This is a genomic window from Burkholderia sp. Bmkn7 (assembly GCF_041103175.1).
Lineage (GTDB): Bacteria > Pseudomonadota > Gammaproteobacteria > Burkholderiales > Burkholderiaceae > Burkholderia > Burkholderia cepacia.
Window position 1 is genome coordinate 521,811 of sequence record NZ_JBGCUH010000002.1, and the last position, 22,929, is coordinate 544,739.

Sequence of the window (22,929 nt, forward strand, 5' to 3'; positions counted from 1 at the left end):
CGCCGATCGCTCCGATTCGTGCAGGCGGCGCGCCGTCGCGATGACGGACGGCTTGACGTGCATGACGAACACCTCGTCCGCTTCGTGAGCGCTTTGTATGGCTGCGTTCGATCGGGAACCGATTTTTGTTGCTGCTGGCGCAGTGGGATGCGCAACGGCGTGTGGGTGGCACGGGCGGGAGGGCGCGAAGGCGGATGTGCCGGCGTTGCGCCGGCGCGGGCGGGAAGACGGGCGACAAGCGGCCGCCCGTGCGTCGGTGAGCCGGTCAGCGCAACTGCACGGCCGCGAGAAACAGCACCATGCTGCCGATCGCGCCGTCCAGCACGCGCCACGCGACTGCCTTGCGGAACCACGGCGCGAGCAATCGCGCGCCATAGCCGAGCCCGAGGAACCACACGACGCTGACCGACATCGCGCCGATCGCGAACGCGAGCCGCGCACCTTCCGGTTCACGCGCGCCGGCCGTGCCGATCAGCAGGAACGTGTCGAGATACACGTGCGGGTTGAGCCACGTGAACGCGAGCGTCATCAGCACGATCGCGAGCCCGCTCTGCGGCGGCGGGGCGACCGCATCGCCGCGCACGTCGAGTGTTTCGTGGCCCGGCTTGAACGCGCGGCGCAGCGCGTTGATGCCGAACCACGCGAGATAGGCGAGGCCCACGTACAGCACCGCATGGACGAAGGTCGGATAGCGTTCGACGAGCGCCGATGCGCCGCCGACGCCTGCGCCGATCAGGATCATGTCGGACAGTGCGCACAGCAGCACGATCTTGCCGACATGCGAGCGCATGATGCCCTGCCGCAGCACGAATGCGTTCTGCGCGCCGATGGTGACGATGAGCGACCCGCAGAGCGCGGCGCCGTGGGAAAAAGCGAGCCAGTGCATGATGGATGACAGCAGGAGAAGCAGTAGACGGATGAATCGGGTAGCGCTAGTCTGCGGTCAGCATGAAAATAAGAGAAGCTAAATCACCTAATGCAGATTAAGGAAATCTAATGCTCGACTACGCGTTGCTCGATGCCCTCGCGGCGGTGATCCGGCACGGTTCGTTCGAGCGTGCGGCCAAGGAGCTGAATGTCACGCCTTCGGCCGTGTCGCAGCGCGTGAAATTGCTGGAGGAGCGGGTCGGCAGCGTGCTCGTCAAGCGCGGGCAACCGTGCGTCGCGACGACGTCGGGTGCGCTGCTGTGCCGTCACACCGAGCGCGTGCAGCTGCTCGAGGCCGAGCTGGGCGGGCGGATGCCGGCACTGCCGGGCCAGATCGCGAGCGCATGGCCGACGTTGCGTGTGGCCGTCAACGACGACAGCGTCGCGACATGGTTCATCGACGCGGTCGGGCCGTTCTGCACGGAGCGCGAAACGTTGCTCGATCTCGTGATCGACGATCAGGATTACACGGCGTCGCGTATCCGCGACGGCAGCGTGCAGGGCGCCGTGACCGCGCAGGCCGAGCCGATCCAGGGGTGCCGGTCGGAGCGGCTCGGGCGGATCCGCTATCGCGCGGTATGCTCGCCGGCGTTTTACGAACGCTACTTCGGCGCGGGCATTACGCGCGATGCGCTGCGTCGTGCGCCGTGTGTGATGTTCAATCCGAAGGACGGGTTGCAGGCGCGTTTCATCCGGCGCGTGACGCGCGCGGATCTCGATCCGCCGCAGCACTGGATACCGCACGTCGCGGGCTATCTGCGCGCATGCGAGACGGGATTGGGATGGGGGATGTGTCCGGACCGGATGGTCGATCGCCAGCTGGCGGCGGGTGAACTGGTCGACATGTCGCGCGGGCGAACGATCGATATCGACCTTTACTGGCAGAGCTGGCGTTTGTCGATCGGCTGGCTCGACGATTTCAGCGCGGCGCTGAAGGCGCGCGCCGCGCTGTTCCTCGATTGACCGGTCGCGTGACGCGGGCGGCGCGGCGCGCGAGATGCGCGCCGTGCGGCATCACGTCAGACGTGGTGCAGGCCGTCGAAATCGATGATCTGCACGTGGCGGCCCTGCATTTCGATCAGGCCGCGCTTCTGGAATTTTGACAGCGTGCGGCTGACCGTTTCGAGCGTCATGCCGAGGTAGCTGCCGATGTCTTCGCGCGTCATCCGCAGGTTGAATTCCGACGGCGAGTAGCCGCGCTTCAGGTAACGCGACGATACGTCGAGCAGGAACGCGGCGACGCGCTCTTCGGCATTCAGCGAACCGAGCAGCATCGTTTGCGACGTTTCGCGCACGATCTGTTCGCTCATCAGCTTGTGCATGCGCAACTGCATCGAACCGGCTTCCGAGCACAATGCCTTGAGCGCGCTGTACGGAATCACGCAGACGGAGCTGTCTTCCAGCGCGACCGCGGTGCGCGGATGCGTGTCGTCGCAGATGCCGTCGAGGCCGAGCGCTTCGCCGGCGAGATGCAGGCCGGTGACCTGCTCGCGGCCGTCGTGGCGCGTCGCGACGGTTTTCAGCGAACCCGAGCGCACCGCGTACAGGTTGTCGAATGCGTCGCCTTCGCGGAACAGCGCTTCGCCGCGCTTGACGGGGCGCGCCGCGCAGATCACCGATTCGAGGCGGCTGAGCGCTTCGGGCGCCAGCCCCTGCGGCATGCACAGGTGCCGCATCGCGCACGTCGAGCAGTGGGCGGCCTGGCGAGGCGCCCAGCTACCGGCATGAGGCGTGGCGGCGGGACGTGTGGCGACGGGCGTCAGCATGATCGTTTACTCCGGCATTGAATCGACGGAATCATTGTCCCACCGCAACTTGCCGCTGTCGGGTGACAAAACGTCGCGACCGGCCGCGTATGCCGAACGCCGTTCACGCGGCCGGCTCGTCGGCGTTGGCGGCCGCCGGGATCAGCAGCACGGGCAGCGTCGCGTGGCGCACGCATTGCTCGGCGATGCTGCCGAGCACGAGACGGCGGAACCCGCGGCGGCCGTGCGTGCCGAGCACCAGCAGATCGGCGCCGAACGCTTTCGCGCCGTCCAGGATCAGCGACGATACGTCGTTGAGCGACGTCGCTTCGCTCCGCCGCGTCTCGCCCTTCACGCCTGCTGCCTGCATCAGCGCCGTGAAATCCTTCGCGAGCGCATCGCCCTGCGCGACGAGCTGGTCGCGCAGCACGGACGGATCGTAGCCGGGCACGTTGTAGTAGATCGCGGCGTTCTCGACGACGTAGAACGGTTGCAGCTCGGCGCCGTGCGATTTCGCGAGCGCCAGCGCGGCATCGAACGCATGGCGGGACGTGTCACTGCCGTCGACGGCAACCAGAATACGCTTGTACATAGTGTCTCCGAGTGGCGGGTTGAAACGAAGTCGGCCGAATGGCCGATCGGGCTGGGTGATGCGCGATGCTGCGAGGCAGGGTAAACCAATGGCCGGGACTTTGCAGCGAGGTGCCGGTCGTGCCGCGCGGCGGTGCCGCCTCCGATTGCGCGGCGCACGCCATGCACAGGGTGCATGCAGTGACGTGCGAGGCGTGTCGTGCGGCGTGGCCCCCGCCGTCGTCCGCATCGTCGGTGGAAATGCATGCGCAGGCAGCGTTGTCGCGCGCGGCACATGCGCATGCATGTGCATCGCCACGCGCGCCGATCGAGGCGACACCGCGCGACGGTCACGCGGATGCATCGCCCCCCTCATCATTCAATCGCAATCGCGCCGTTTCGACATGACCTCGATCAACGCACCTGCATCGGTGCGATTCACGGCGTGCATGAGACCGCCGGCGCCGTCGCGCGGAATCGTTCGTTCCTGCATCGCGCGGTTGACGGCACACGGTCGGCGCACTGTCGCGTGCGCCGATCCTCGGCCATCGGCTGTCGGCCGATACCGGTTGGCAAACGAACGATCGATTCAAACGCCGCGCCGGCTATCTCGGGACGGCGGTCAGCTCGAATACGCGCTCCGGCCGCCGCTGGTGGCCGGGCCAGTACGTGCTGCCGTACATCCGGTGGACGGGGCCGAACGGCGCATCGCTCATCGCCGGCGGCGCGTCGAAGCCTTTCTCGATCACCATGTATCCGGCACGCAGCGCGAACGCCGGATGGTTGCCGCCGGGGCGGCTGTCGAACCCGGCGAAGCCGTCGCCGGCTTCCGGCATCGCATTGACGAGCGACGCGTTGCTGCGCGTGATCTGGTCGGGCGAGATCGGCCCGCCGCCGGCGAGACGCGACGCCTCGCGGTTCTTGCCGTCGGTGTCGACCGTGCTGTCGTGCGTGTCGTCGTTGTCGAGCTCGATGCTGCGTGGGCGCGAGCGCTCGGTTTGACCGGATGATTCCATCGCGGCTCTCCTCGCGGCGAAGCGTTCCGGATCGAAGCAAATCCCGTTCCGGGCATGACGGGAAAAGGCGCGCGGGCGATCGCCGCGGTCGCGCGACGCGCACTGATTTGTCGTGATTTATTTCAGCTAGAAGACGCGTTTTCTACAGAGTATGATTCTTTTCCTGCGAAGCGGCGACAGGGGATTGAGTCGCGCCGCCTCTGCCCGCGCCGGGGCGCCGCAGCACCCTTAAAGACGGGCAGTGAACAACAAAGCAAGGGACTAGAGGTGGCGGATTCATGCAAGCGACTACTGCCTTCACGCACCGCGGTTATCTGTTGAACTGCGCGCCCGCGCGTGCCAGCGACGGTTCATTCAAGCCCTACGTCGTGATCTCCCGATCGAGCGACGGGGAGCTCGTTGCGAACCGCTTTTTCCCGATCGAGCTCCAGTTCAACGACGAAGGCGACGCGATCGCGCACGCGCGCGACTGGGCCGTGCGATGGATCGACGCCAGCAGCATCACGATCTGACGCTGCCGCGATTCGGTGCCCTCGGCCGTCCGGCCGATCCCCGGCGTGCCGCTGGCGGGCACAAAACGCGGTAATCTTGCGGAACCCGTCACTTTATTAGCGGCCGTGCGACCGAGCGCGGCCGCCTGCATTGATATATGTCGACATCACCCGCCCGTCAGTGGGGCCTGGAAGAAATCGTCGCCGGCTTGCGTGAGTCGCGCGAGGAACTCCATCGCACGCGCCATCCGCGCGGCATCCGCGAACTGCCGTCACGCGATGCGATCTGCAAGATTGTGACCGGCCTGCGCGCGTCGATGTTTCCGACGCACTACGGCGCACCCGACCTGACCGACGAAAGCGTCGATTTCTACGTCGGCCACACGCTCGAAAGCACGCTGCGCATCCTGTCCGAACAGATTCGCCGCGCGCTGCCGTTCCTGCCCGAACATGCCGATACGCCGTTCGCCGAGCTCGACGAACGCGCGTTCGAGATCGCGCGCGAATTCGGCCGGCAGTTGCCGGCGGTCCGCGCGCTGCTCGTCAGCGATATCCAGGCCGCCTATGCGGGCGATCCGGCCGCGCAGCACATCACCGAGATCCTGCTGTGCTACCCCGGCGTGCTGGCGATGATGCACCACCGGCTCGCGCACGCGCTGCACCAGCTTGGCGTACCGCTGCTTGCGCGCTTCATCAATGAAATCGCCCACTCGGCCACCGGCATCGACATCCACCCGGGTGCGCAGATCGGCCCGAGCTTCTTCATCGACCACGGCACGGGTGTCGTGATCGGCGAGACGGCGATCATCGGCGAGCGCGTGCGCGTGTACCAGGCCGTCACGCTCGGCGCGAAAAGCTTCCCGGCCGATGGCGACGGTGCGCTGGTCAAGGGCAACGCACGGCACCCGATCGTCGAGGACGACGTGGTGATCTACGCGGGCGCGACGATTCTCGGCCGCGTGACGATCGGGCGCGGTTCGGTGATCGGCGGCAACGTGTGGCTCACGCACAGCGTGCCGCCCGGCACGAGCGTCGCGCAGGGCAAGGTTCGCGAAGGCGGGAGCACCGAGAAGCCGTAACCCGGCGCGCGGGCGCCGGCCGCCCGCCGCCGCGCGCGTCGGTCAGTGCTTGCTGTCGGGCGCGCGGTGCTTGTACAGCACGTCCTGGTCGACGCGGATCAGGTTCTGCCCCGCATCGACGACGAAATCCACGCCGTTGTACGCGTTGCCCGTCAGCATCAGGATCGCGCTCGCGACGTCGTCGGGGCCCGCGATGCGCGCGAGCGGCGTCGATGCGCGGCTCGCGTGTTCGAAGTCGGCCGGCGTCTGGTCGTCGCTCGGCAGCATCAGCCCGGGGAACACCGCGTTCACGCGCAGCACCGGCGCGGACGACAGCGCGAGCATCTGCGTGAGGTTGCCGAGCGCGGCCTTCGCGACCGTATAGCTGAAATGGTCGCGGTGAAAGTTTTCCTTGATCTTCTGGTCGACCACGTTCACGACGACACCCTGCGTGCCGGCCGCGCGGGCCCGTTCGTAGAACGCGCGCGTGAGCAGGATCGGCGCGCGGCAGTTGACGGCCCACGCCTGGTCGAACGCCGCGAGGTCGAAGCTCGGGAAATGATCCTGCCAGAATACCGACGCGTTGTTGACGAGCACGTCGAGGCGCCCGAAGCGCGCATACACCTGGTCGATCAGCGCGGTGATCTGTTCGGCATCCGACAGGTCGGCCTGCAACGCAACCGAATCGTGCCCGCGTTCGGCGATCGCGCGGGCCGCGGCCTGCGCCGCATCGGCCGAACGGTCGTAGTGCACCGCGGTGCGATAGCCGTGCGCGGCGAAATACTCGGCGAACGCGCGCCCGGCCCGGCGCGCGGCGCCGGTCACGAGCACGACGGGCGCGTGCGCCGTTTGCTTCGTCGACTCCATTACGTATTCGTCAGGTTGACTGAAGAAGGATTCGCGACGATCGACAGGAATTCGCGCCGCGTCGACGGATCGGTGCGGAACGTGCCGAGCATGCGCGACGTCACCATCTCGACGCCCGGCTTGTGCACGCCGCGCGTCGAGATGCACTGGTGCGCGGCTTCGAGGATCACGCCGACGCCCTTCGGCTGCAGCACGTCGAACAGCGTGTCGGCGATCTGCACGGTCATCTTTTCCTGGATCTGCAGGCGCTTCGCGAACGCGTCGACGAGGCGCGCGAGTTTCGAGATGCCGACCACGCGATGGTTCGGCAGATACGCGACGTGCGCGCGGCCGATGATCGGCACCATGTGGTGCTCGCAGTAGCTCTCGAAGCGGATGTCCTTCAGCACGATCATTTCGTCGTAGCCGTCGACTTCGCTGAACGTGCGCGCGAGGATGTCGCGCGGCTCCAGCGCGTAACCGGCGAAGAACTGCTCGTAGGCGCGCACGACGCGCGCGGGCGTGTCGATCAGGCCTTCGCGTGCGGGATCGTCGCCGGCCCAGCGCAACAGCACGCGAACGGCGTCTTCCGCTTCTTCGCGGCTCGGACGGGATGCGGCGGGTTCGGGCCGCGCGGACTTCTTTTTAGCCATCTATCTGCTCCATCGAATGCCGCCGCCGGGGCGGCGCGGAATCCGGGCATTGTTTCATGCTTTCGCAGGTCGCGTGCGAGGCCCGGCGCTCACTTCGGCCACTCGTCCTGCTCGTCGTTGAACAGCGACGCGACGACGCCGCGCAGCCACGCGGTGCGCGGATCGTTGTGGTACTTGCGATGCCAGTGCTGCTTCAGGTCGAAGCGCGGCAGGGCGAGCGGCGGCTCGACGGGCACGATGAACGCGTGCTCGGCTGCATACGCGTAGCCGATCGCATGCGGCACCGTCGCGATCAGGTCGGTGCGGCTCAGGATGAACGGCAGGCTCATGAAATGCGGCGTCTCGAGCACCGCGCGGCGCTGCATGCGCTGCTTCGCGAGATATTTCTCGAGCACCTCCTGGCTGCGCCCTTCGGCGCGCACCACCGCATGCCCGCAGGTGAGGAACTGTTCGACCGTGAACGGCGGCGCCTGTTCGAACGGGTGGCCGCGCCGCATCAGGCAGACGAACCGGTGCGTGAACAACCGCTGCTGGAAGAAGTTGTTGCCGTCGAGATCGGGGAAGTAGCCGACCGCGAGATCGATCGACCCGGCTTCGAGGCCGCGACCGACTTCGTCGTGCGCGAGCGAGACCGAGCGCAGGTTCGCGTGCGGCGCACGCATCGCGAACGCCTGCAGCAGCTTCGGCAGGAACACGATCTCGCCCACGTCCGACAGCGCGATCGAGAACGTATGCGTGCTCGCGGCCGGGTCGAAGTCGTGCGGCGCGACGAGGCCGCGCTCGATCTGCGCGAGCGCGTCGCGGGCGGCCGGCAGCAGCGCGAGCGCGCGCGGCGTCGGTTCCATCCCGCGCGACGTGCGCACGAACAGCGGATCGCCGAAGTACTCGCGCAGCCGGCCGAGCGCCGTGCTCACGCGCGGCTGGCTTACGCCGAGCAGGTCGCCGGCACGGCTCACGTTGCGCGTGTCGTCGAGCGCGACGAGGTAGGGAATGAGGTTCAGATCGAGCGCTTCCATCGCCAGGCCAGTATCTTGAAAACGTATACAACATATCTCCTGAATCGCGTTGCCGCATAGTCGGGAAAGCGCTCAAATGTGTTCGACGATTCGAATTAATGTTCAGGAGACGAACAATGCGCACCCAGGTCGCCATCATCGGCGCCGGCCCGTCCGGCCTTTTGCTTTCCCATCTGCTGCGCCTGCAAGGCGTCGATTCCATCCTCGTCGAAGCGCGTTCGCGCGAATACTGCGAGAACCGCATCCGCGCCGGCGTGCTGGAGCAGGGTACGGTCGATACGCTGAACGACGCCGGCCTCGGCGACCGGATGCGCCGCGAAGGGCTCGAGCATCACGGCATCGAGCTGCTGTTCTCCGGGCAGCGCCATCGCATCGACCTGTCCGAATTGACCGGCGGGCGCGCGATCACCGTCTACAGCCAGCATGAAGTCGTGCGCGACCTGATCGCGGCGGGCGTCGAGCATGGCCACCAGATGCATTTCGAAGTCAGCGACGTCGCGCTGCACGACGTCGAAGGCGAACACCCGTTCGTCACGTTCAAGCATGCGGACGGCCGCGAAGACCGCATCGACTGCGACTACATCGCCGGCTGCGACGGCTTCCACGGCATCGCGCGCCAGACGATCCCGGCCGAGCGGCTGAACACGTTCGAGCGCGTGTATCCGTTCGCGTGGCTCGGCATCCTCGCCGACGCGGCGCCGTCGCTCGACGAGCTCGTCTACGCGCATCACGACAACGGTTTCGCCCTCTTCTCGATGCGCTCGCCGACGGTCACGCGCCTGTACCTGCAGTGCAAGCCCGACGAGGACCTCACCGAATGGTCCGATGCGCGGATCTGGGACGAACTGCACACGCGCTTCTCGAACGACACGGGCTGGACGCCGACCGAGGGCCGGATCACCCAGAAAAGCGTGACGCCGATGCGCAGCTTCGTGTCGGAGACGATGCAGCACGGGCGCCTCTTCCTCGCCGGCGACGCCGCGCACATCGTTCCGCCGACCGGCGCGAAGGGGATGAACCTCGCGGTGGCCGACGTCCGCGCGCTGTCCCGCGCGCTCGGCGCGCGCTACCGCAACGGCGACGCGACGCTGCTCGACACGTATTCGGCGACCTGCCTCGAACGCGTATGGCGGGCCGAGCATTTCTCGTACTTCATGACGAACATGCTGCACTCGTCGCCGGAGGATTCGCCGTTCGTCAATCGCCTGAAGTTTGCCGAGCTGAAATACGTGACGCGCTCGCGGGCCGCCGCGCAGTCGCTCGCCGAAAACTACGTCGGGCTGCCGTTCAATGACGCGACGGCCCCCGAGGGAACCCGCCTTGACAACGCGCTGTGCGCGACTCTATGATCGGCCCATCGTTCGCTAATCGAATCTAGGTTCGATTGGCGAACAAATACCGGGATCGAGATCGGCCCCGGCGCGACACGCGGCACGCGCGTGTCCCCTCGACAGGCCGCGCATCGAGCCGCGGGTTCGTATCAGGAAGAGACATGGTCAACAAGATTTTCGAATCGCTTCAGTCGGCGGTGGCCGACATCCACGACGGCGCGACAATCATGATCGGCGGCTTCGGCACGGCCGGCATGCCGTCCGAGCTGATCGACGCGCTGATCGAACAGGGCGCGCGCGACCTGACGATCGTCAACAACAACGCGGGCAACGGCGAGACGGGCCTCGCGGCGCTGCTGAAGGCGAAGCAGGTGCGCAAGATCATCTGCTCGTTCCCGCGCCAGAGCGACTCGCAGGTGTTCGACGGGCTGTACCGCGCCGGCGAGATCGAGCTGGAACTCGTGCCGCAGGGCAACCTCGCGGAGCGTATCCGCGCGGCGGGCGCCGGCATCGGCGGCTTCTTCACGCCGACGGGTTACGGCACCAAGCTCGCGGAAGGCAAGGAAACGCGCGTGATCGACGGCAAGCCGTATGTGTTCGAGACGCCGATCCACGCCGATTTCGCGCTCGTGAAGGCGTACAAGGGCGATCGTTGGGGCAATCTCGTGTATCGCAAGACCGCGCGCAACTTCGGGCCGATCATGGCCAGCGCGGCGAAGGTCGCGATCGTGCAGGTGTCGGAAGTCGTGCCGCTCGGCGCGCTGAACCCGGAACACATCGTGACGCCGGGCATTTTCGTCCAGCGCGTCGTCGAGGTGCCGCAGGCCGCGCATGCGGCCGAGCTGGCTGCCGAACATGCTGCATCGCAAGCCGCCTGACCCGCCTGGAGAAAACGACATGAAACGACTGACCCGCGATGAAATGGCCAAGCGCGTCGCCCAGGACATCCCCGAAGGCGCGTACGTGAACCTCGGCATCGGCGTGCCGACGCTGGTGGCGAACCACCTCGACCCGAGCAAGGAGATCTTCCTGCACAGCGAGAACGGCCTGCTCGGCATGGGCCCCGCGCCCGCGCCGGGCGAGGAAGACGACGAACTGATCAACGCCGGCAAGCAGCACGTGACGCTGCTCACCGGCGGCGCGTATTTCCACCATTCGGATTCGTTCGCGATGATGCGCGGCGGCCACCTCGATTACTGCGTGCTCGGCGCGTTCCAGGTATCGGCGAACGGCGACCTCGCGAACTGGCATACGGGCGCACCCGATGCGATTCCGGCGGTCGGCGGCGCGATGGACCTCGCGATCGGCGCGAAGCAGGTGTTCGTGATGATGGAGCACCTGACGAAGCAGGGCGAGAGCAAGATCGTCGCGCAGTGCTCGTATCCGGTCACCGGTGTGCAATGCGTGAGCCGTATCTATACGGATCTGGCCGTGCTCGACGTGACGGCCGACGGGCTGGCCGTGAGCGAGATCTTCACCGACCTGTCGTTCGACGAACTGCAGAAGCTGACCGGCGTGCCGCTGATCGACGCGACGCAAAAGGCGGCTGCCTGAACCACCGACGTGCCGGCGCGTGCGTTTGCGCGCATGCCGGCGCGCTTGGGTGGACAATAGGCGCACGCCGTTTCCCCAATCTGATGCCATGCTCGAAGACAGCGCCCGCCTGACCTCCCTCATCTGCGGCACCGAGCCGCTCAACCGGATCTGGTCGCCCCGCGCGACGATCCAGCGGATGCTCGACGTCGAGGCCGCGCTCGCGCGTGCGCTCGCCGCGCAGCAGGTGATTCCCGCCGCCGCGGTCGCGCCGATTGAACGCGCGTGCGACGCAAGCCGGCTCGACGCCGACGCGCTCGCGCACGGCGCGGCGCTCGGCGGCAATCTCGCGATTCCGCTCGTCAAGCAGCTCACCGCGCAAGTGAAGGCCGACGACCCCGAGGCCGCGAAGTTCGTGCACTGGGGCGCGACGAGCCAGGACATCATCGATACCGCGACCGTTCTTCAGCTGCGCGACACGCTCGACGTGCTCGAGCCGATGCTCGACGAAACGTGTGCGTCGCTCGCGGCGCTCTCGCGCACGCATCGCGCGACGCCGATGATCGGCCGCACGTGGCTGCAACAGGCGCTGCCGATCACGCTCGGCCTGAAATTCGCGCAATGGCTCGACGCGCTGCTGCGCCATCGCGCGCGTTTCGCCGAATTGCGCGAACGCGCGCTCGTGCTGCAGTTCGGCGGCGCGGCCGGCACGCTCGCGAGCCTGCGCGAGCACGCGGCCGGCGTCACGGCCGCGCTGGCGGCGGACCTGAAGCTCGCCGCACCGGCCGTGCCGTGGCACACGCAGCGCGACCGCATCGCGGAAGCCGCGTCCTGCTTCGGGATGCTGACGGGTACGCTCGGCAAGATCGCGCGCGACGCGTCGCTGCAGATGCAGACCGAAGTCGGCGAGCTTGGCGAACCGGCCGCCGCCGGCAAGGGCGGCTCGTCGACGATGCCGCACAAGCGCAACCCGGTCGGTTGCGCGGCGGTGCTCACCGCCGCGGTGCGCGCGCCGAACCTCGTCGCGACGGTGTTCGCGGGCATGGTCCAGGAACATGAACGTGCGCTCGGCGGCTGGCAGGCCGAATGGGACGCGCTGCCCGATCTCGCGCGCCTGACCGGCGGCGCGCTTGCGCAGATCGCCCAGATCGTCGCGGGCCTCGACGTGAACACCGAACGCCTTGCCGCGAATCTCGGCCTGACGCGCGGGCTGATTCTCGGCGAAGCGGTGATGCTCGCGCTCGGCGACAAGATCGGCCGGCTCGACGCGCATCACGTCGTCGAGCATGCGTCGAAGGAAGCCGTGCGCACGGGCTCGACGCTGTTCGATGTGCTCGCCGCCGATGCGACCGTGTCGGCGCACCTGTCGCGCGACGCGCTCGCGCGGCTGCTCGATCCCGCACATTACGTCGGCGAGGCGCAGGCCTATGTCGACGCCGTGCTCGCGCTGCACGCGGGCGCGAAATAACCAGGAGAACCTTGAGATGCCTTTCGCCACTGTCAACGGCGTGAAACTGCATTACCGGATCGACCGTGCCGCGCGCGACGACGCGCCGTGGCTCGTCTTCTCGAATTCGCTCGGCGCCGACCTGCAGATGTGGGCACCGCAGATCCGTCCGCTCACGCAGCACTTCAACATCCTGCGCTACGACACGCGCGGCCACGGCCACTCCGAAGCACCGGCCGGCTCGTACACGATCGAGCAGCTCGCCGGCGACGTGATCGGCCTGCTCGACCACGTCGGCATCGATCGCGCGCATTTCTGCGGGATCTCGATGGGCGGGCTGACGGGCGCGGCGCTGGCCGCGCGCTTCCCGTCGCGCATCGTGCGCGCGGTGCTGTCGAACACCGCGGCAAAGATCGGTTCGCCGGAAGTGTGGGCGCCGCGCGCGCAGAAGGCACGCGCCGAAGGGATGGCCGCGCTCGCCGACGCCGTGCTGCCGCGCTGGTTCACCGACGCATTCGTCGAGCGTGAGCCGCGCCTGTTCGATGCGATCCGCGACACCTTCGTGCATACCGACAAGGACGGTTATGCGGCGAACTGCGACGCGCTGAATGCCGCCGACCTGCGCGAAGAGGTGAAAGGCATCGCGCTGCCGGTGCTCGTCGTGACCGGCGCGAAGGACATGTCGACGCCGCCCGACCAGGGCCGCGCGCTCGCCGCCGCGATTCCGGGTGCGCAGCACGTCGAATTCGACGCCGCGCATATTTCGAACATCGAGTGCACCGACGGCTTCAACCGCGCGCTGCTCGATTTCCTGACCGCGTGAGGCACCGGCGATGAACGACCAGGAACGTTACGAAGCAGGGATGACGGTGCGTCGCGCGGTGCTCGGCGACGCGCACGTCGATCGTTCGATCGAGAACCGCACCGAGGTGACCGACGAATTCCAGAACCTGATCACGCGTTATGCATGGGGCGAGATCTGGACGCGCGACGGCCTGCCGCGCCATACGCGCAGCCTGCTGACCATCGCGATGATGGTGGCGCTCAATCGCGGCGAGGAGCTTGCGCTCCATCTGCGCGCCGCGCGCAACAACGGCGTGACCCGCGACGAGATCAAGGAAGTGCTGCTGCAGACCGCGATCTATTGCGGCGTGCCGGCCGCGAATTCCGCGTTCCATCTCGCGGACAAGATCTTCAAGGAACAGGACGCGGCCGCGTAAGACGGTCGGTCAGGCGCGGCCGGCTGAGGGCGGCCGCAACCCATCGCATGGCCCGCTGTCGCAAGCGGGCCGTCGACGACGGAATCGATGAACGCGCCGGCAGAGCATCGGCGCACGGCACACCGGATGATTGGTGGACGAACAAAGGAAGGGCGCGGCTGCCATGCCGTATTGCTCATACATTATTAGCGTTGCTGGGGACCGGAGTAAGCGCTGACGCGCCAACGCCGGTCGACCACGACGCATGGGATCCAGGTAGACGCCAAGGCGCGAACCTGGATCGACACAGGAGACTAGCGATGAATCGCGCACCCGTGGTCGATGTCCAGACCTTCATCAACGAGCAGCCGTTCGGCGGCTTTCAATGGCTCGTGTTCCTCATGTGTTTCGTGATCGTGCTGCTCGACGGCTTCGATACGGCCGCGATCGGCTTCATCGCGCCGTCGCTGCTCGGCGAATGGAACCTCACCAAGCCCGATCTCGCACCGGTACTCAGCGCCGCGCTGTTCGGCCTCGCGTGCGGCGCGCTCGTGTCGGGCCCGCTGTCCGACCGGCTCGGCCGCCGTTCGCTGCTGCTCGGCTCGGTATTCCTGTTCGGCGTCGCATGCCTGATGTCCGCTTTCTCGAATACGATCGGGCACCTGACGATCCTGCGTTTCATCACGGGCGTCGGGCTGGGCGCGGCGATGCCGAACGCGGTCACGATGATGGGCGAGTTCTGCCCGGACAAGCGCCGCGCGACCGTGATCAACCTGATGTTCTGCGGCTTCCCGCTCGGCGCCGCGTTCGGCGGTTTCCTGGCCGCGTGGATGATTCCGCATTTCGGCTGGCGCAGCGTGCTGATCCTCGGCGGCGTGACGCCGCTGCTGCTCGGCGTGCTGTTGCTGCTGAAGATGCCGGAATCGGTGCGCTTCATGGTCGCGAGCGGCCAGCATGTCGACAAGGTCCGCGCCACGCTCGCGCGGATCTCGCGCGACGCGCTGAACGCCGGTTCGTTCGCGATGACCGAAGCCGCGCCGCAGACCGGCAGCAAGGGCCTCGGCGTCGTGCTGTCGCGCTCGTACATCGTCGGCTCGGTGATGCTGTGGCTCGCGTACTTCATGGGGCTCGTGATCTTCTACGCGTCGATCAACTGGATGCCGATCCTGCTGAAGGATGCCGGGCTGACGCCGAAGAGCGCGACGCTGATCTCCGCGCTGTTCCCGCTCGGCGGTGTGGGTGCCGTGCTGTGCGGCGTGCTGATGGACCGCTTCAACGCGAACCGCGTGATCGCTGTGTGCTACGCGCTGACGGCCGTCAGCGTCTATGCGATCGGGCAGGCGGCCGGCAACGTCGGGCTGCTCGTGCTGGTCGTGTTCGTGGCCGGCGTGCTGATGAACACCGCGCAATCGTCGATGCCGGCGCTCGCCGCCGCGTTCTATCCGACCGAGGGGCGCGGCACGGGTGTCGCGTGGATGCTCGGCGTCGGCCGCTTCGGCGGGATTGCGGGATCGTTCCTCGTCGCCGAGCTGACGCGCCGGCATTTTTCGTTCGCGGGCGTGTTCGCGACGATCGCCGTCGCGGGCTTGCTCGCGTGTGTCGCGCTGCTGATCAAGCAGATGGCGCGGCCGCATGGCGTGACGCAGCCGGCAGGCAAGATCGAATCGCTCGGGCATTGAGCGAAGCGCGGGCCGGTGCGATGCGCCGGCCCGCCGATACGGCGGCCGTCGGGCCGCCGGTTATTCTTCCGCGTCGTGTTCCTTCACGAAATTGCGCAGATACGCGCGCAGCGCAGCCTCCCGGCTGCGATGATCGGAGAGGTTCGCGGCGCCCATGTCTTCCTCTTCGCCGAACATCGTCGGCGGCGCGCAATAGATGCCGATCTCGATGTCTTCGCGCAACACACGAATCTCGTGCGTGAGCGGGCGATACTCGGCGATCCAGTGCATCCCCTCGATGTGTTCACCCGCCCTCAGCAGTGGCTTCATCGGCACTCTCCCGGCAGCAGCGGCGCAACCGGCGAAGCGGTTGCGCGCGCCCGTACCAAAAGGGTACGCCTGCATGGCACGAATCTCAACGGGCACGCCGTGAGCGCTCACTGCGGCAGCAGGTGCGCGATCAGGGGGTAGAGCGACAGGATCAGCAGCACGGCCATCGTCACGTTGAAGAGGCGCAGCGCGCGGGGATTCGACAGGAAGCGGCGCAGGCCGAGCCCGAACGCGGCCCACAGGCTGATGCACGGAAAGCCGATCAGAATGAATACGACGGCCATCCACGCGGCGTTCATCCCGTAGTCGCCGGACAGGCGGACCGTCGTCGCGGCGGTCAGCACCATCATCCATGCCTTCGGATTGATCCACTGGAAAGCGGCGGCTTCGATGAACGTCATCGGCCGCGGCTTGCCGCCGTGTGCCTTCACTTCGCCCGACGTGCCGATGCGCCACGCGAGGTACAGCAGGTACGCGACGCTCGCGACTTCGAGGATCGTATAGAGCAGCGGCAGGCGCTTGAATGCTTCGCCGAGGCCGAAGCCGACGCAGAGCATCAGGATCGCGACGCCGGTGCTGATGCCGAACAGGTGCGGCATGGTGCGGCGGAAACCGAAATTGACGCCGGATGCGAGCAGCATCGTGTTGTTCGGGCCGGGCGTGATCGACGTGACGAGCGCAAACAGCATGCCGGCGGGCAGCGCGCTCAGGGTGAGGAATTCCATCGCGGATTCTCCATTCTGTTCTGGACTGGGATGGAGGTCAGTTTAGCGACGGTTTTCTGTACAGTACCGGTACAGTTTGATTGACGATTGCCGGTACGGGGGAGGGGTGTTGCTGTGGGGTTGTTGTTGATGTGTGTGGGCTCTCGGAAAAGATGCCCGCGGTCTCAATAAGTTGTCTTTGAATAATTGGCTGCGTTCAATGTGGGACGAAAGCGGTTCGTCAAATCGCCCTTGCGAACAATAGCCATCATGTGGCTGCTACTCCGTCCGATGCTTCTTTACCAGTTCCAGCGTCTCGCACGCACGAAGAATCGTGTCTTTCGAGAATGGCGAGAGCGGATGTTCGTTGAGCCAGAGAAGCCATTCGATTACAGCGTCGCACTCGACGTCTGTCAGCTTGGGCCAACGCTGCAGAAAATAGTCGTCCCAGTATTCCACAACCGGCGACCTGTCCAACGACCCCATCAAGCTCTCGATGACCGTCAACGCGACCTGATTGTCTTCGATCGAGACGCGCATGATTCCGGGCAAAAAGTAGCAGAACGCTTCGGGAGTAAATCTGTAGACCGCGTCTGCGTAGTTTGTCCAGTCGTAAGCAGTCGTCTCGTCCCAGAGCAGGTTTGAGAAGTGCAATGCGTCGTAGTACTCGTTCGTGTCGGGTGAGACGGTTGGAACGACCGACATCGGCTTTTTCCTCTCGGAAAAAGCCCGCCTAATATGTCCCATCACCAAACGCCCGTCATCAGCTGTTTGCATTTTTCTACCATCGCTCATGCGTCTGCCATCGCTTGTTGGCGGCCTGGGTCCCCACCGTTCCAACACCGTTGCTCGCGTTGTGACCTCGCCTTCGCAAGACCAAGCCAGGCGTTGTAACGGACCGTCAAGTCGTAGCCTCTCATAGCCGGTATACACCTGCCGAGCAGGCCGACGACGTCCTGTCCAATTGGTTCAAATCTCGTACCGATCCGAGCACCCGTCAAATAGACTCCTTGGGCGGGCCGGGGTGAACAAGTTGCACACCGGCCGAGATCAATCTTGTTTCCGCCGTATAAGCGCACGCACCCAACCAGTGATCGCAACAAACGTCAGACCGGGGGAAAGTATCAGTGCAATCAGTAGGTCGAAGACCTTGGAAAGCTCGGATTCCGTGGCCCCAAAAATCCGGTGACTGGCAGTTCGGGTCACGGCGTACCATAGAAGTGCGCCACCAATCGAACACAATCCGATCCTGAGCCAGGATTTCGCTTCCGGTTCAACCTTGCGCCAGGCAAAAATCGCGCTCGCAGCCCACGCGGCATAGATTGGAACCCACAAGGGTCGTGAAATTTCGGAGACCGATACAAAGGTCGACAGGATTGCCACAAGGATCATGAGAACAAGCAAACCGATGGCATCCGGGAAATATCGGCTTCGTTGCATGGTGATCAACGGCATTGGTTTCTCATTTCTTGAATGCTGAATTGGGACACGTGCAAGCGTACTGAGCCTGATCCATTGCGGCCGTGCCAAACGGAGTGAAGACCGTGCCGGCCGGCTCAACTGCTCCGGAGAGAAATGACGAGACTGTACCCAAAACGCCAGCAATCGCTGGGGAAATGCCACTTATGACCCTTCCAACAAGGCCGGGTTCTTTCGTAAGGGTTGCCGAGCAGCTTCTCGAGCTCGATGTTGAGGTCTCGAGACGCGAGCCTCAATCTCCGCGTACTGCTGATCCTGGTCATCACCGCCCGGTGTCGTTCCACCGGGCGGCCGATGCAGCGCACCACGCTCGCTCGCGTCGCTTTCTCGAACATGAGAACGACGATCGCATGGCAACGTCCTTGCCTGGCACGTCATGTTCGTTTCCCGGTGACGCGAGTCAATGGTGGAGAAGCGGGAAAACCACGAGTCCGATGACGGCGGCCGCCGTCACGATCACCGGTTCCTGGAGCTTCTTGAAGCGCCACAGCAGCAGCACGGTCGTGACGGCGAGCAGTGCGGTCGGGACGTCGACGATCGATCGCTTCGCGATGACGAGGACGGAGCCCGTGATCGCGCCGACTGCCGCAGCCGTAATGCCATCGACGAATGCCTTGACGCCTGGACGGTGCCCATACTTCTTCACGTAGGGCGCGGGAATGACCGTGAACAGGTAACACGGTAGGAATGTCCCGAGCGCGGCGACGCATGCGCCAGGCAGGCCCGCCACGAGGTACCCGATAAAGCCGACAGTGATCACGACCGGGCCGGGCGTGATCATCGCGACCGCGACGGCATCCACGAACTGCTTGTCGTTCAGCCAGTGATGTTCGGTGACGACGCCGCCATAGAGGAACGGCACGATCGCGAGTCCTGAGCCGAACACGAACGCGCCGGCCTTCATGAAGAACGCACCGATCTGGACGAGCTGCGGCAGGTCGATGCCGCTCAGTAGCCCGCTGGCTGCCGGCAAGTTGGCGGCGGCAACTGCATTCAGCCCGCCCCGCTGCAGCCACCTGGGCGGCGCGCGCCACAGCCAGCCGATCAGGCCTGCGGCAACGAAAAGCCATGCGATTTCCGATTCCGTGATGAAGGTCACGGCAGCCAGCGTCAGGAAGATTGCCCAGAGGAGCTTGTCGTTGCCGACGGTCTTGGTCGTGAGCTTGTAAGCGCTCATCGCGATGATGCCGACCACCGCGGCGCCGACGCCGTAGAAGACGGTCTGCATCCACGGCAGCCCGCCAAAATGCGCGTACGCGAACCCGAGCGCGAGCACCATCAGGAACGACGGCAGCACGAACGCGATACCGACGAGTGTCGCCCCGAGAAGGCGGTAGTGGACGAACCCGAGATAGATCGCGAGCTGGGCCGCCATCGGCCCCGGTGCGAGCTGGGCCAGCGTGAGCCCTTCCTTGTAGTCGGCCTCGGTTATCCAGCCGCGTCGCTCGACCAGATCGCGACGCATATAGCCAGCGAGCGCGACCGGTCCGCCGAAACCGAACGTGCCGAGACGCAGCATGTAGGCGACCAGCTCGCCAAGCGAGTAGATCGGTTCGGTCGTGGCGATGGTCGTCGTCATGATCTGGCTGGGGTTTCGCTCTTGCCGTTCGATGTGAAGTGCGCATACAGGGAGTCGAGTACGGCGCCCATCTGCTCGAGCAACTGATCGTCGTTCTCCGTCCGTTGGCGCGTGCCGGCCATCACGGCCTCGAAGCCCACTGCTTCAGGCGCGGCGGGACCGCCCACGTCGAGCGCGTGCACGATCTCGCCGACACGCATCAGGGCCGGGTCCTTGTCGAGTCCGAAGCTGGCCAGCAGAACTTCGAATGTCACGCGCTCGCCCACGTGCGTAAAAGTCGCGCCGTCGAAATCGAAGCCCAGCGCGTCAGCCGGGCAATCGGCCGGCGACGCGAGCCAGATGAAGCGCGCTTGCGCGTCGATGAATCGGCGGATCAGCCACGCACTGGCGACGCGATCGACCCACATCCGCTGCCGCGTCGCCCAGGCGCGGCCCTGGTACTCGCCGATCGAGAGCGGACGAACGACGCGGTCCGCGGCATGCGGCTCGCCCGGCGACAGCACCGTGTCGACCAGCGCACCGAAATCCTGCAGGGCGACTTCGGCGCGGGTGGCCGAATCACCCGGGAAATAGTCGATCGCCCGGATGGCGTCGAGATCCTTGCGCAGGCGACGCAACAGGCGAGTGAGCTCGGCGGCTGATTGCCCGTCAAGCGTCTTGCGCACGTCGGCGAGCGCGCGCGTGAAGGTTGCGTAATCGTCGGCCCGGTCGAACAGCGCCCGGAATTCCTGTTCCTGGGACCGGTCGAGACTCGGTGCGCGCAACAGGTGAGCTGCGCCGCCGCTCTCGGCAATCGCGCCCGCGAGTTCACGCAGCGTCTCTTCGTGCGCTTCGGTGTGGGGCAGCAGGTAGACACCGTCGCGCAGCACCGCACAGCCTTTCGCCTTGAGCGCGCGCCAGAACCGCATGCGGGCCGTCGCGTTTTCCGTCGGAAGGGTCAGAACAAGCAGCGACCATGTAGAAAGGGTTTTCATGTAGCGAATTCTACGTCTCGGTTATGTTTTCTACAAAATTTATTTGAGTGATCGCGTGTCGTCCCGCACGCGCTCCCGGCAGGTGGCCAGGGTGTGCGAGGGGTGCCGCTCGCACGAGGCGCGCCAAGAAAGCGCCGTGCCTCGCTCGGGTGAGGGTCGGATGAGTGACCGCGTAATGCGGAACGAGGTAGGCGACGCCCAGGTGCTGCGGGCCGGATTTCGGTCCTGCGGAACGATCTACGGCGTCACGACAAGTGCCGTATGCATCCTCGCTTCATAGTGGCCCGGCTGGTTGCAGATCAGCGCGTCGTGGCCAGGCGTGAGCTTGAATGACATGCGCTTGCGCTTGCCGGGCGCGATATCTTCCACTTCCCCGATTGTTTTCAGGGTGTGCTCCATCACCTGTCCTTTGCCGACAGGGAGTGCATCGTCGGGGAGATCTGTCCTGAAGACGACGAGCTCGTTGGTCGTTGCGGCCATGCACCGGATTGTCGAAGGGCGTGGCGTCGTCTGCCGCGTTGCTTTTCCGGTCGATCTGCCCGAGCTCGAAACGGCCGTCCTGTCGGTCGACCGGGCGGGTTACGCGCCGCCACGCACCGCCATCGCGAGCGGCATCATCGCCGGCCCGATGGACGCGAGCAGGCGCTCTTTCGATACCCCGTCGCGGGATTGAACGGAAATGCCGTGCAACTGCGTTGCATAGAAATCGGCCAGCGCCTTGATGTCGGTGCCCCGCGCGAGCTGCCCCTGTTCGGCCGCGAGCTGCAAACGCTGGGCGATCGATTGCGTGCGTGCGCGCCGGTGGGCGGCCAGCCATTCCATGACACCTTCGTTTTCGGCCGAGTAGTTGGTCGCGGCGGACACCACCATGCAGCCGTGCGGCTGGCCGCGCCTGGTATAAGCGGCGACGGCATCGCGCAGCATCCGTTCGATGGCCGCGCGGACATCGGTTTCCTCGCCGAGCGCACGATCGGCGAAGCCGCCTTCGCCTTGCTCGTAGAGCGCCACGGCCTCGTGGAACAGGGCTTCCTTGCTGCCGAACGCGGCATAGATGCGCGCTGACGCGATGCCCATCGCTTCGACCAGGTCGGACATCGACGTGCCTTCGTAGCCGCGCCGCCAGAACGCAAGCATCGCGCGTTTCAGCGCCATGTCGCGATCGAATTCTCTCGGTCGTCCCGCCATATCCCTTTCGTCCGTCGTCACATCGTGCGCCGATTTTATCGCGCGCCGTGTTGACACGCGCCGTTCCCGCATTCTATTCTTTGTCGATCAACAAACAATAGGAATCGATCATGCGTACTCTCAAGGGCCCCAGTCTTCATCTCGCGCAGTTCGCCGACGATGCGGCGCCGTTCGACAGCCTGCCGCATATCGCGCAATGGGCGGCCGGCGTCGGCTTCAAGGCGCTGCAGATTCCCGCGTGGGACGGTCGGCTGTTCGACGTGGAGACCGCCGCGGACAGTCAGGCCTATTGCGATGACATGAAGGGCATGCTGGCCGAACATGGGCTGGAGATCAGCGAACTGACCACGCATATCTTCGGGCAGCTGGTTGCCGTGCATCCGGCGTACGACGCCATGTGCGACAACTTCGCGCCCGAGGCCGTGCGCGGCAACCCGGCCGCGCGCACCGCATGGGCGCTGGATCGGCTCGAGCTGGCGGCACGGGCTTCACGCCGCCTGGGGCTGACCGACATGGGCACCTTTTCGGGCTCGTTCGCGTGGCCTTACCTGTTTCCGTTCCCGCAGCGGCCCGCGGGCCTGATCGAGACGGCCTTCGACGAGCTGGCGCGTCGCTGGCGGCCGATTCTCGACGCCTGCGACGAAAACGGCGTCAACCTCTGCTATGAGATTCACCCCAGCGAAGACCTGCACGACGGCGTCAGTTTCGAGCGCTTCCATGCGCTGGTCGGCCAGCACGCGCGCTGCAAGATGCTGTTCGATCCCAGCCATTTCGTGCTGCAGCAACTGGACTATCTGGCGTACATCGATATCTACCGCGACCACATCCGCATGTTCCATGTGAAGGACGCGGAGTTCCTGCCTTCGGGGCGCCAGGGCATCTACGGCGGCTACAGTTCGTGGCTGGAGCGCGCCGGCCGTTTCCGTTCGCTTGGCGATGGTCAAGTCGACTTCAAGGCGATTTTTTCGAAATTTGCTCAGTACGACTACACAGGGTGGGCCACCCTCGAATGGGAGTGCTGCCTGAAGAATCAGGAGGACGGCGCGCGCGAAGGCGTCGCGTTCATCAACGACCACATCATCCGGGTGACGGAGCGCATCTTCGACGATTTCGCCGGTGCCGCGGTCGATCAACGGCAAATCCACGACATGCTCGGCATCGCTTGAGCCGTTTCCCCCCACTTCCAGG

25 protein-coding genes and 1 pseudogene are annotated in these 22,929 nt (G+C 65.7%); 11 read left to right on the forward strand and 15 right to left on the reverse strand.

Annotated elements, in window-relative coordinates:
* Positions 1 to 265: 265 nt before the first annotated feature.
* Positions 266 to 886, reverse strand: a complete 621-nt coding sequence (locus AB3K92_RS08215) for a LysE/ArgO family amino acid transporter (protein WP_369464789.1) — start codon at positions 884 to 886, stop codon at positions 266 to 268.
* Between the two features lie 110 nt (positions 887 to 996).
* On the opposite strand from AB3K92_RS08215, the gene AB3K92_RS08220 reads away from it, so the two are divergent.
* Positions 997 to 1,890 carry a LysR family transcriptional regulator ArgP gene (locus AB3K92_RS08220; protein WP_039344521.1) on the forward strand — a complete coding sequence of 298 codons (894 nt, stop codon included), beginning with the start codon at positions 997 to 999 and terminating at the stop codon, positions 1,888 to 1,890.
* A 56-nt stretch (positions 1,891 to 1,946) separates the two neighbouring features.
* On the opposite strand, the gene fnr is transcribed toward AB3K92_RS08220, so the two are convergent.
* The 3 genes from fnr to AB3K92_RS08235 all read right to left on the reverse strand — a co-directional run bounded on the left by fnr (position 1,947) and on the right by AB3K92_RS08235 (position 4,258).
* The gene (fnr, locus tag AB3K92_RS08225; protein WP_042973551.1) at positions 1,947 to 2,693 is read right to left on the reverse strand and encodes a fumarate/nitrate reduction transcriptional regulator Fnr; all 747 of its coding nucleotides are present in this window, start codon (positions 2,691 to 2,693) and stop codon (positions 1,947 to 1,949) included.
* A 103-nt stretch (positions 2,694 to 2,796) separates the two neighbouring features.
* Positions 2,797 to 3,264 carry a universal stress protein gene (locus AB3K92_RS08230; RefSeq protein WP_021157579.1) on the reverse strand — a complete coding sequence of 156 codons (468 nt, stop codon included), beginning with the start codon at positions 3,262 to 3,264 and terminating at the stop codon, positions 2,797 to 2,799.
* 583 nt (positions 3,265 to 3,847) lie between these two features.
* Positions 3,848 to 4,258: a DUF3005 domain-containing protein gene (locus tag AB3K92_RS08235; RefSeq protein ID WP_048021258.1), complete on the reverse strand. Its 411-nt coding sequence runs from the start codon at positions 4,256 to 4,258 to the stop codon at positions 3,848 to 3,850.
* Positions 4,259 to 4,536: 278 nt separating this feature from the next.
* Here AB3K92_RS08235 and AB3K92_RS08240 point away from each other — a divergent pair, with 278 nt between their 5' ends.
* Both AB3K92_RS08240 and epsC read left to right on the forward strand, forming a co-directional pair.
* Entirely contained in the window at positions 4,537 to 4,770 is a 234-nt protein-coding gene (locus tag AB3K92_RS08240; protein ID WP_011356723.1) for a hypothetical protein, read from the forward strand.
* Between the two features lie 137 nt (positions 4,771 to 4,907).
* Positions 4,908 to 5,828 carry a serine O-acetyltransferase EpsC gene (epsC, locus tag AB3K92_RS08245; RefSeq protein WP_021157582.1) on the forward strand — a complete coding sequence of 307 codons (921 nt, stop codon included), beginning with the start codon at positions 4,908 to 4,910 and terminating at the stop codon, positions 5,826 to 5,828.
* A 42-nt stretch (positions 5,829 to 5,870) separates the two neighbouring features.
* Here epsC and AB3K92_RS08250 read toward each other — a convergent pair whose 3' ends face one another.
* The 3 genes from AB3K92_RS08250 to AB3K92_RS08260 all read right to left on the reverse strand — a co-directional run bounded on the left by AB3K92_RS08250 (position 5,871) and on the right by AB3K92_RS08260 (position 8,322).
* The gene (locus tag AB3K92_RS08250; protein WP_048021261.1) at positions 5,871 to 6,674 is read right to left on the reverse strand and encodes an SDR family oxidoreductase; all 804 of its coding nucleotides are present in this window, start codon (positions 6,672 to 6,674) and stop codon (positions 5,871 to 5,873) included.
* Positions 6,674 to 7,306 (reverse strand): GTP cyclohydrolase I FolE, encoded by a 633-nt coding sequence (folE, locus tag AB3K92_RS08255; protein WP_021157584.1) that lies wholly within the window; start codon positions 7,304 to 7,306, stop codon positions 6,674 to 6,676. Before folE ends, AB3K92_RS08250 begins: the two co-directional genes overlap by 1 nt.
* 89 nt (positions 7,307 to 7,395) lie before the next feature.
* Positions 7,396 to 8,322 carry a LysR family transcriptional regulator gene (locus tag AB3K92_RS08260; protein WP_059489708.1) on the reverse strand — a complete coding sequence of 309 codons (927 nt, stop codon included), beginning with the start codon at positions 8,320 to 8,322 and terminating at the stop codon, positions 7,396 to 7,398.
* Between the two features lie 116 nt (positions 8,323 to 8,438).
* On the opposite strand from AB3K92_RS08260, the gene pobA reads away from it, so the two are divergent.
* The 7 genes from pobA to AB3K92_RS08295 all read left to right on the forward strand — a co-directional run bounded on the left by pobA (position 8,439) and on the right by AB3K92_RS08295 (position 15,511).
* On the forward strand, positions 8,439 to 9,671 hold the full coding sequence (pobA, locus tag AB3K92_RS08265) for a 4-hydroxybenzoate 3-monooxygenase (RefSeq protein WP_369464790.1): 1,233 nt from the start codon (positions 8,439 to 8,441) through the stop codon (positions 9,669 to 9,671).
* A 143-nt stretch (positions 9,672 to 9,814) separates the two neighbouring features.
* The gene (locus AB3K92_RS08270) at positions 9,815 to 10,531 is read left to right on the forward strand and encodes a 3-oxoacid CoA-transferase subunit A (protein ID WP_021157587.1); all 717 of its coding nucleotides are present in this window, start codon (positions 9,815 to 9,817) and stop codon (positions 10,529 to 10,531) included.
* Positions 10,532 to 10,550: 19 nt separating this feature from the next.
* Positions 10,551 to 11,207 (forward strand): CoA transferase subunit B, encoded by a 657-nt coding sequence (locus AB3K92_RS08275; protein ID WP_006482308.1) that lies wholly within the window; start codon positions 10,551 to 10,553, stop codon positions 11,205 to 11,207.
* Positions 11,208 to 11,295: 88 nt separating this feature from the next.
* On the forward strand, positions 11,296 to 12,654 hold the full coding sequence (locus AB3K92_RS08280; protein ID WP_369464791.1) for a 3-carboxy-cis,cis-muconate cycloisomerase: 1,359 nt from the start codon (positions 11,296 to 11,298) through the stop codon (positions 12,652 to 12,654).
* A 16-nt stretch (positions 12,655 to 12,670) separates the two neighbouring features.
* Positions 12,671 to 13,456, forward strand: coding sequence for a 3-oxoadipate enol-lactonase (gene pcaD / locus AB3K92_RS08285; RefSeq protein WP_060280203.1), 786 nt, complete (start codon positions 12,671 to 12,673; stop codon positions 13,454 to 13,456).
* 10 nt (positions 13,457 to 13,466) lie between these two features.
* Positions 13,467 to 13,853, forward strand: a complete 387-nt coding sequence (gene pcaC / locus AB3K92_RS08290; protein WP_021157590.1) for a 4-carboxymuconolactone decarboxylase — start codon at positions 13,467 to 13,469, stop codon at positions 13,851 to 13,853.
* Between the two features lie 299 nt (positions 13,854 to 14,152).
* Positions 14,153 to 15,511 (forward strand): MFS transporter, encoded by a 1,359-nt coding sequence (locus AB3K92_RS08295; RefSeq protein ID WP_021157591.1) that lies wholly within the window; start codon positions 14,153 to 14,155, stop codon positions 15,509 to 15,511.
* Between the two features lie 60 nt (positions 15,512 to 15,571).
* Here AB3K92_RS08295 and AB3K92_RS08300 read toward each other — a convergent pair whose 3' ends face one another.
* The 8 genes and pseudogenes from AB3K92_RS08300 to AB3K92_RS08335 all read right to left on the reverse strand — a co-directional run bounded on the left by AB3K92_RS08300 (position 15,572) and on the right by AB3K92_RS08335 (position 21,741).
* Complete coding sequence (locus AB3K92_RS08300; protein ID WP_027790093.1) at positions 15,572 to 15,820, reverse strand: hypothetical protein; 249 nt, start codon at positions 15,818 to 15,820, stop codon at positions 15,572 to 15,574.
* 107 nt (positions 15,821 to 15,927) lie between these two features.
* Positions 15,928 to 16,545: a LysE family translocator gene (locus AB3K92_RS08305; protein WP_021157593.1), complete on the reverse strand. Its 618-nt coding sequence runs from the start codon at positions 16,543 to 16,545 to the stop codon at positions 15,928 to 15,930.
* Between the two features lie 258 nt (positions 16,546 to 16,803).
* Positions 16,804 to 17,319: a hypothetical protein gene (locus AB3K92_RS08310; protein ID WP_124818357.1), complete on the reverse strand. Its 516-nt coding sequence runs from the start codon at positions 17,317 to 17,319 to the stop codon at positions 16,804 to 16,806.
* A gap of 255 nt (positions 17,320 to 17,574) precedes the next feature.
* On the reverse strand, positions 17,575 to 17,979 hold the full coding sequence (locus AB3K92_RS08315) for a hypothetical protein (RefSeq protein ID WP_369464794.1): 405 nt from the start codon (positions 17,977 to 17,979) through the stop codon (positions 17,575 to 17,577).
* A 424-nt stretch (positions 17,980 to 18,403) separates the two neighbouring features.
* Positions 18,404 to 19,582, reverse strand: a complete 1,179-nt coding sequence (locus AB3K92_RS08320; protein WP_369464795.1) for a chromate transporter — start codon at positions 19,580 to 19,582, stop codon at positions 18,404 to 18,406.
* On the reverse strand, positions 19,579 to 20,556 hold the full coding sequence (locus AB3K92_RS08325; protein ID WP_369464796.1) for a chromate resistance protein ChrB domain-containing protein: 978 nt from the start codon (positions 20,554 to 20,556) through the stop codon (positions 19,579 to 19,581). The genes AB3K92_RS08320 and AB3K92_RS08325 overlap by 4 nt, the downstream gene beginning before the upstream one ends.
* Before the next feature lie 237 nt (positions 20,557 to 20,793).
* Positions 20,794 to 21,021, reverse strand: a pseudogene (locus AB3K92_RS08330) (hypothetical protein); the annotation flags it as partial.
* Positions 21,022 to 21,135: 114 nt separating this feature from the next.
* Entirely contained in the window at positions 21,136 to 21,741 is a 606-nt protein-coding gene (locus AB3K92_RS08335; protein WP_059676363.1) for a TetR/AcrR family transcriptional regulator, read from the reverse strand.
* A 110-nt stretch (positions 21,742 to 21,851) separates the two neighbouring features.
* Here AB3K92_RS08335 and AB3K92_RS08340 point away from each other — a divergent pair, with 110 nt between their 5' ends.
* A complete protein-coding gene (locus tag AB3K92_RS08340; RefSeq protein WP_021158065.1) occupies positions 21,852 to 22,907 on the forward strand; it encodes a sugar phosphate isomerase/epimerase in 1,056 nt (351 codons plus the stop codon).
* Positions 22,908 to 22,929: the final 22 nt, after the last annotated feature.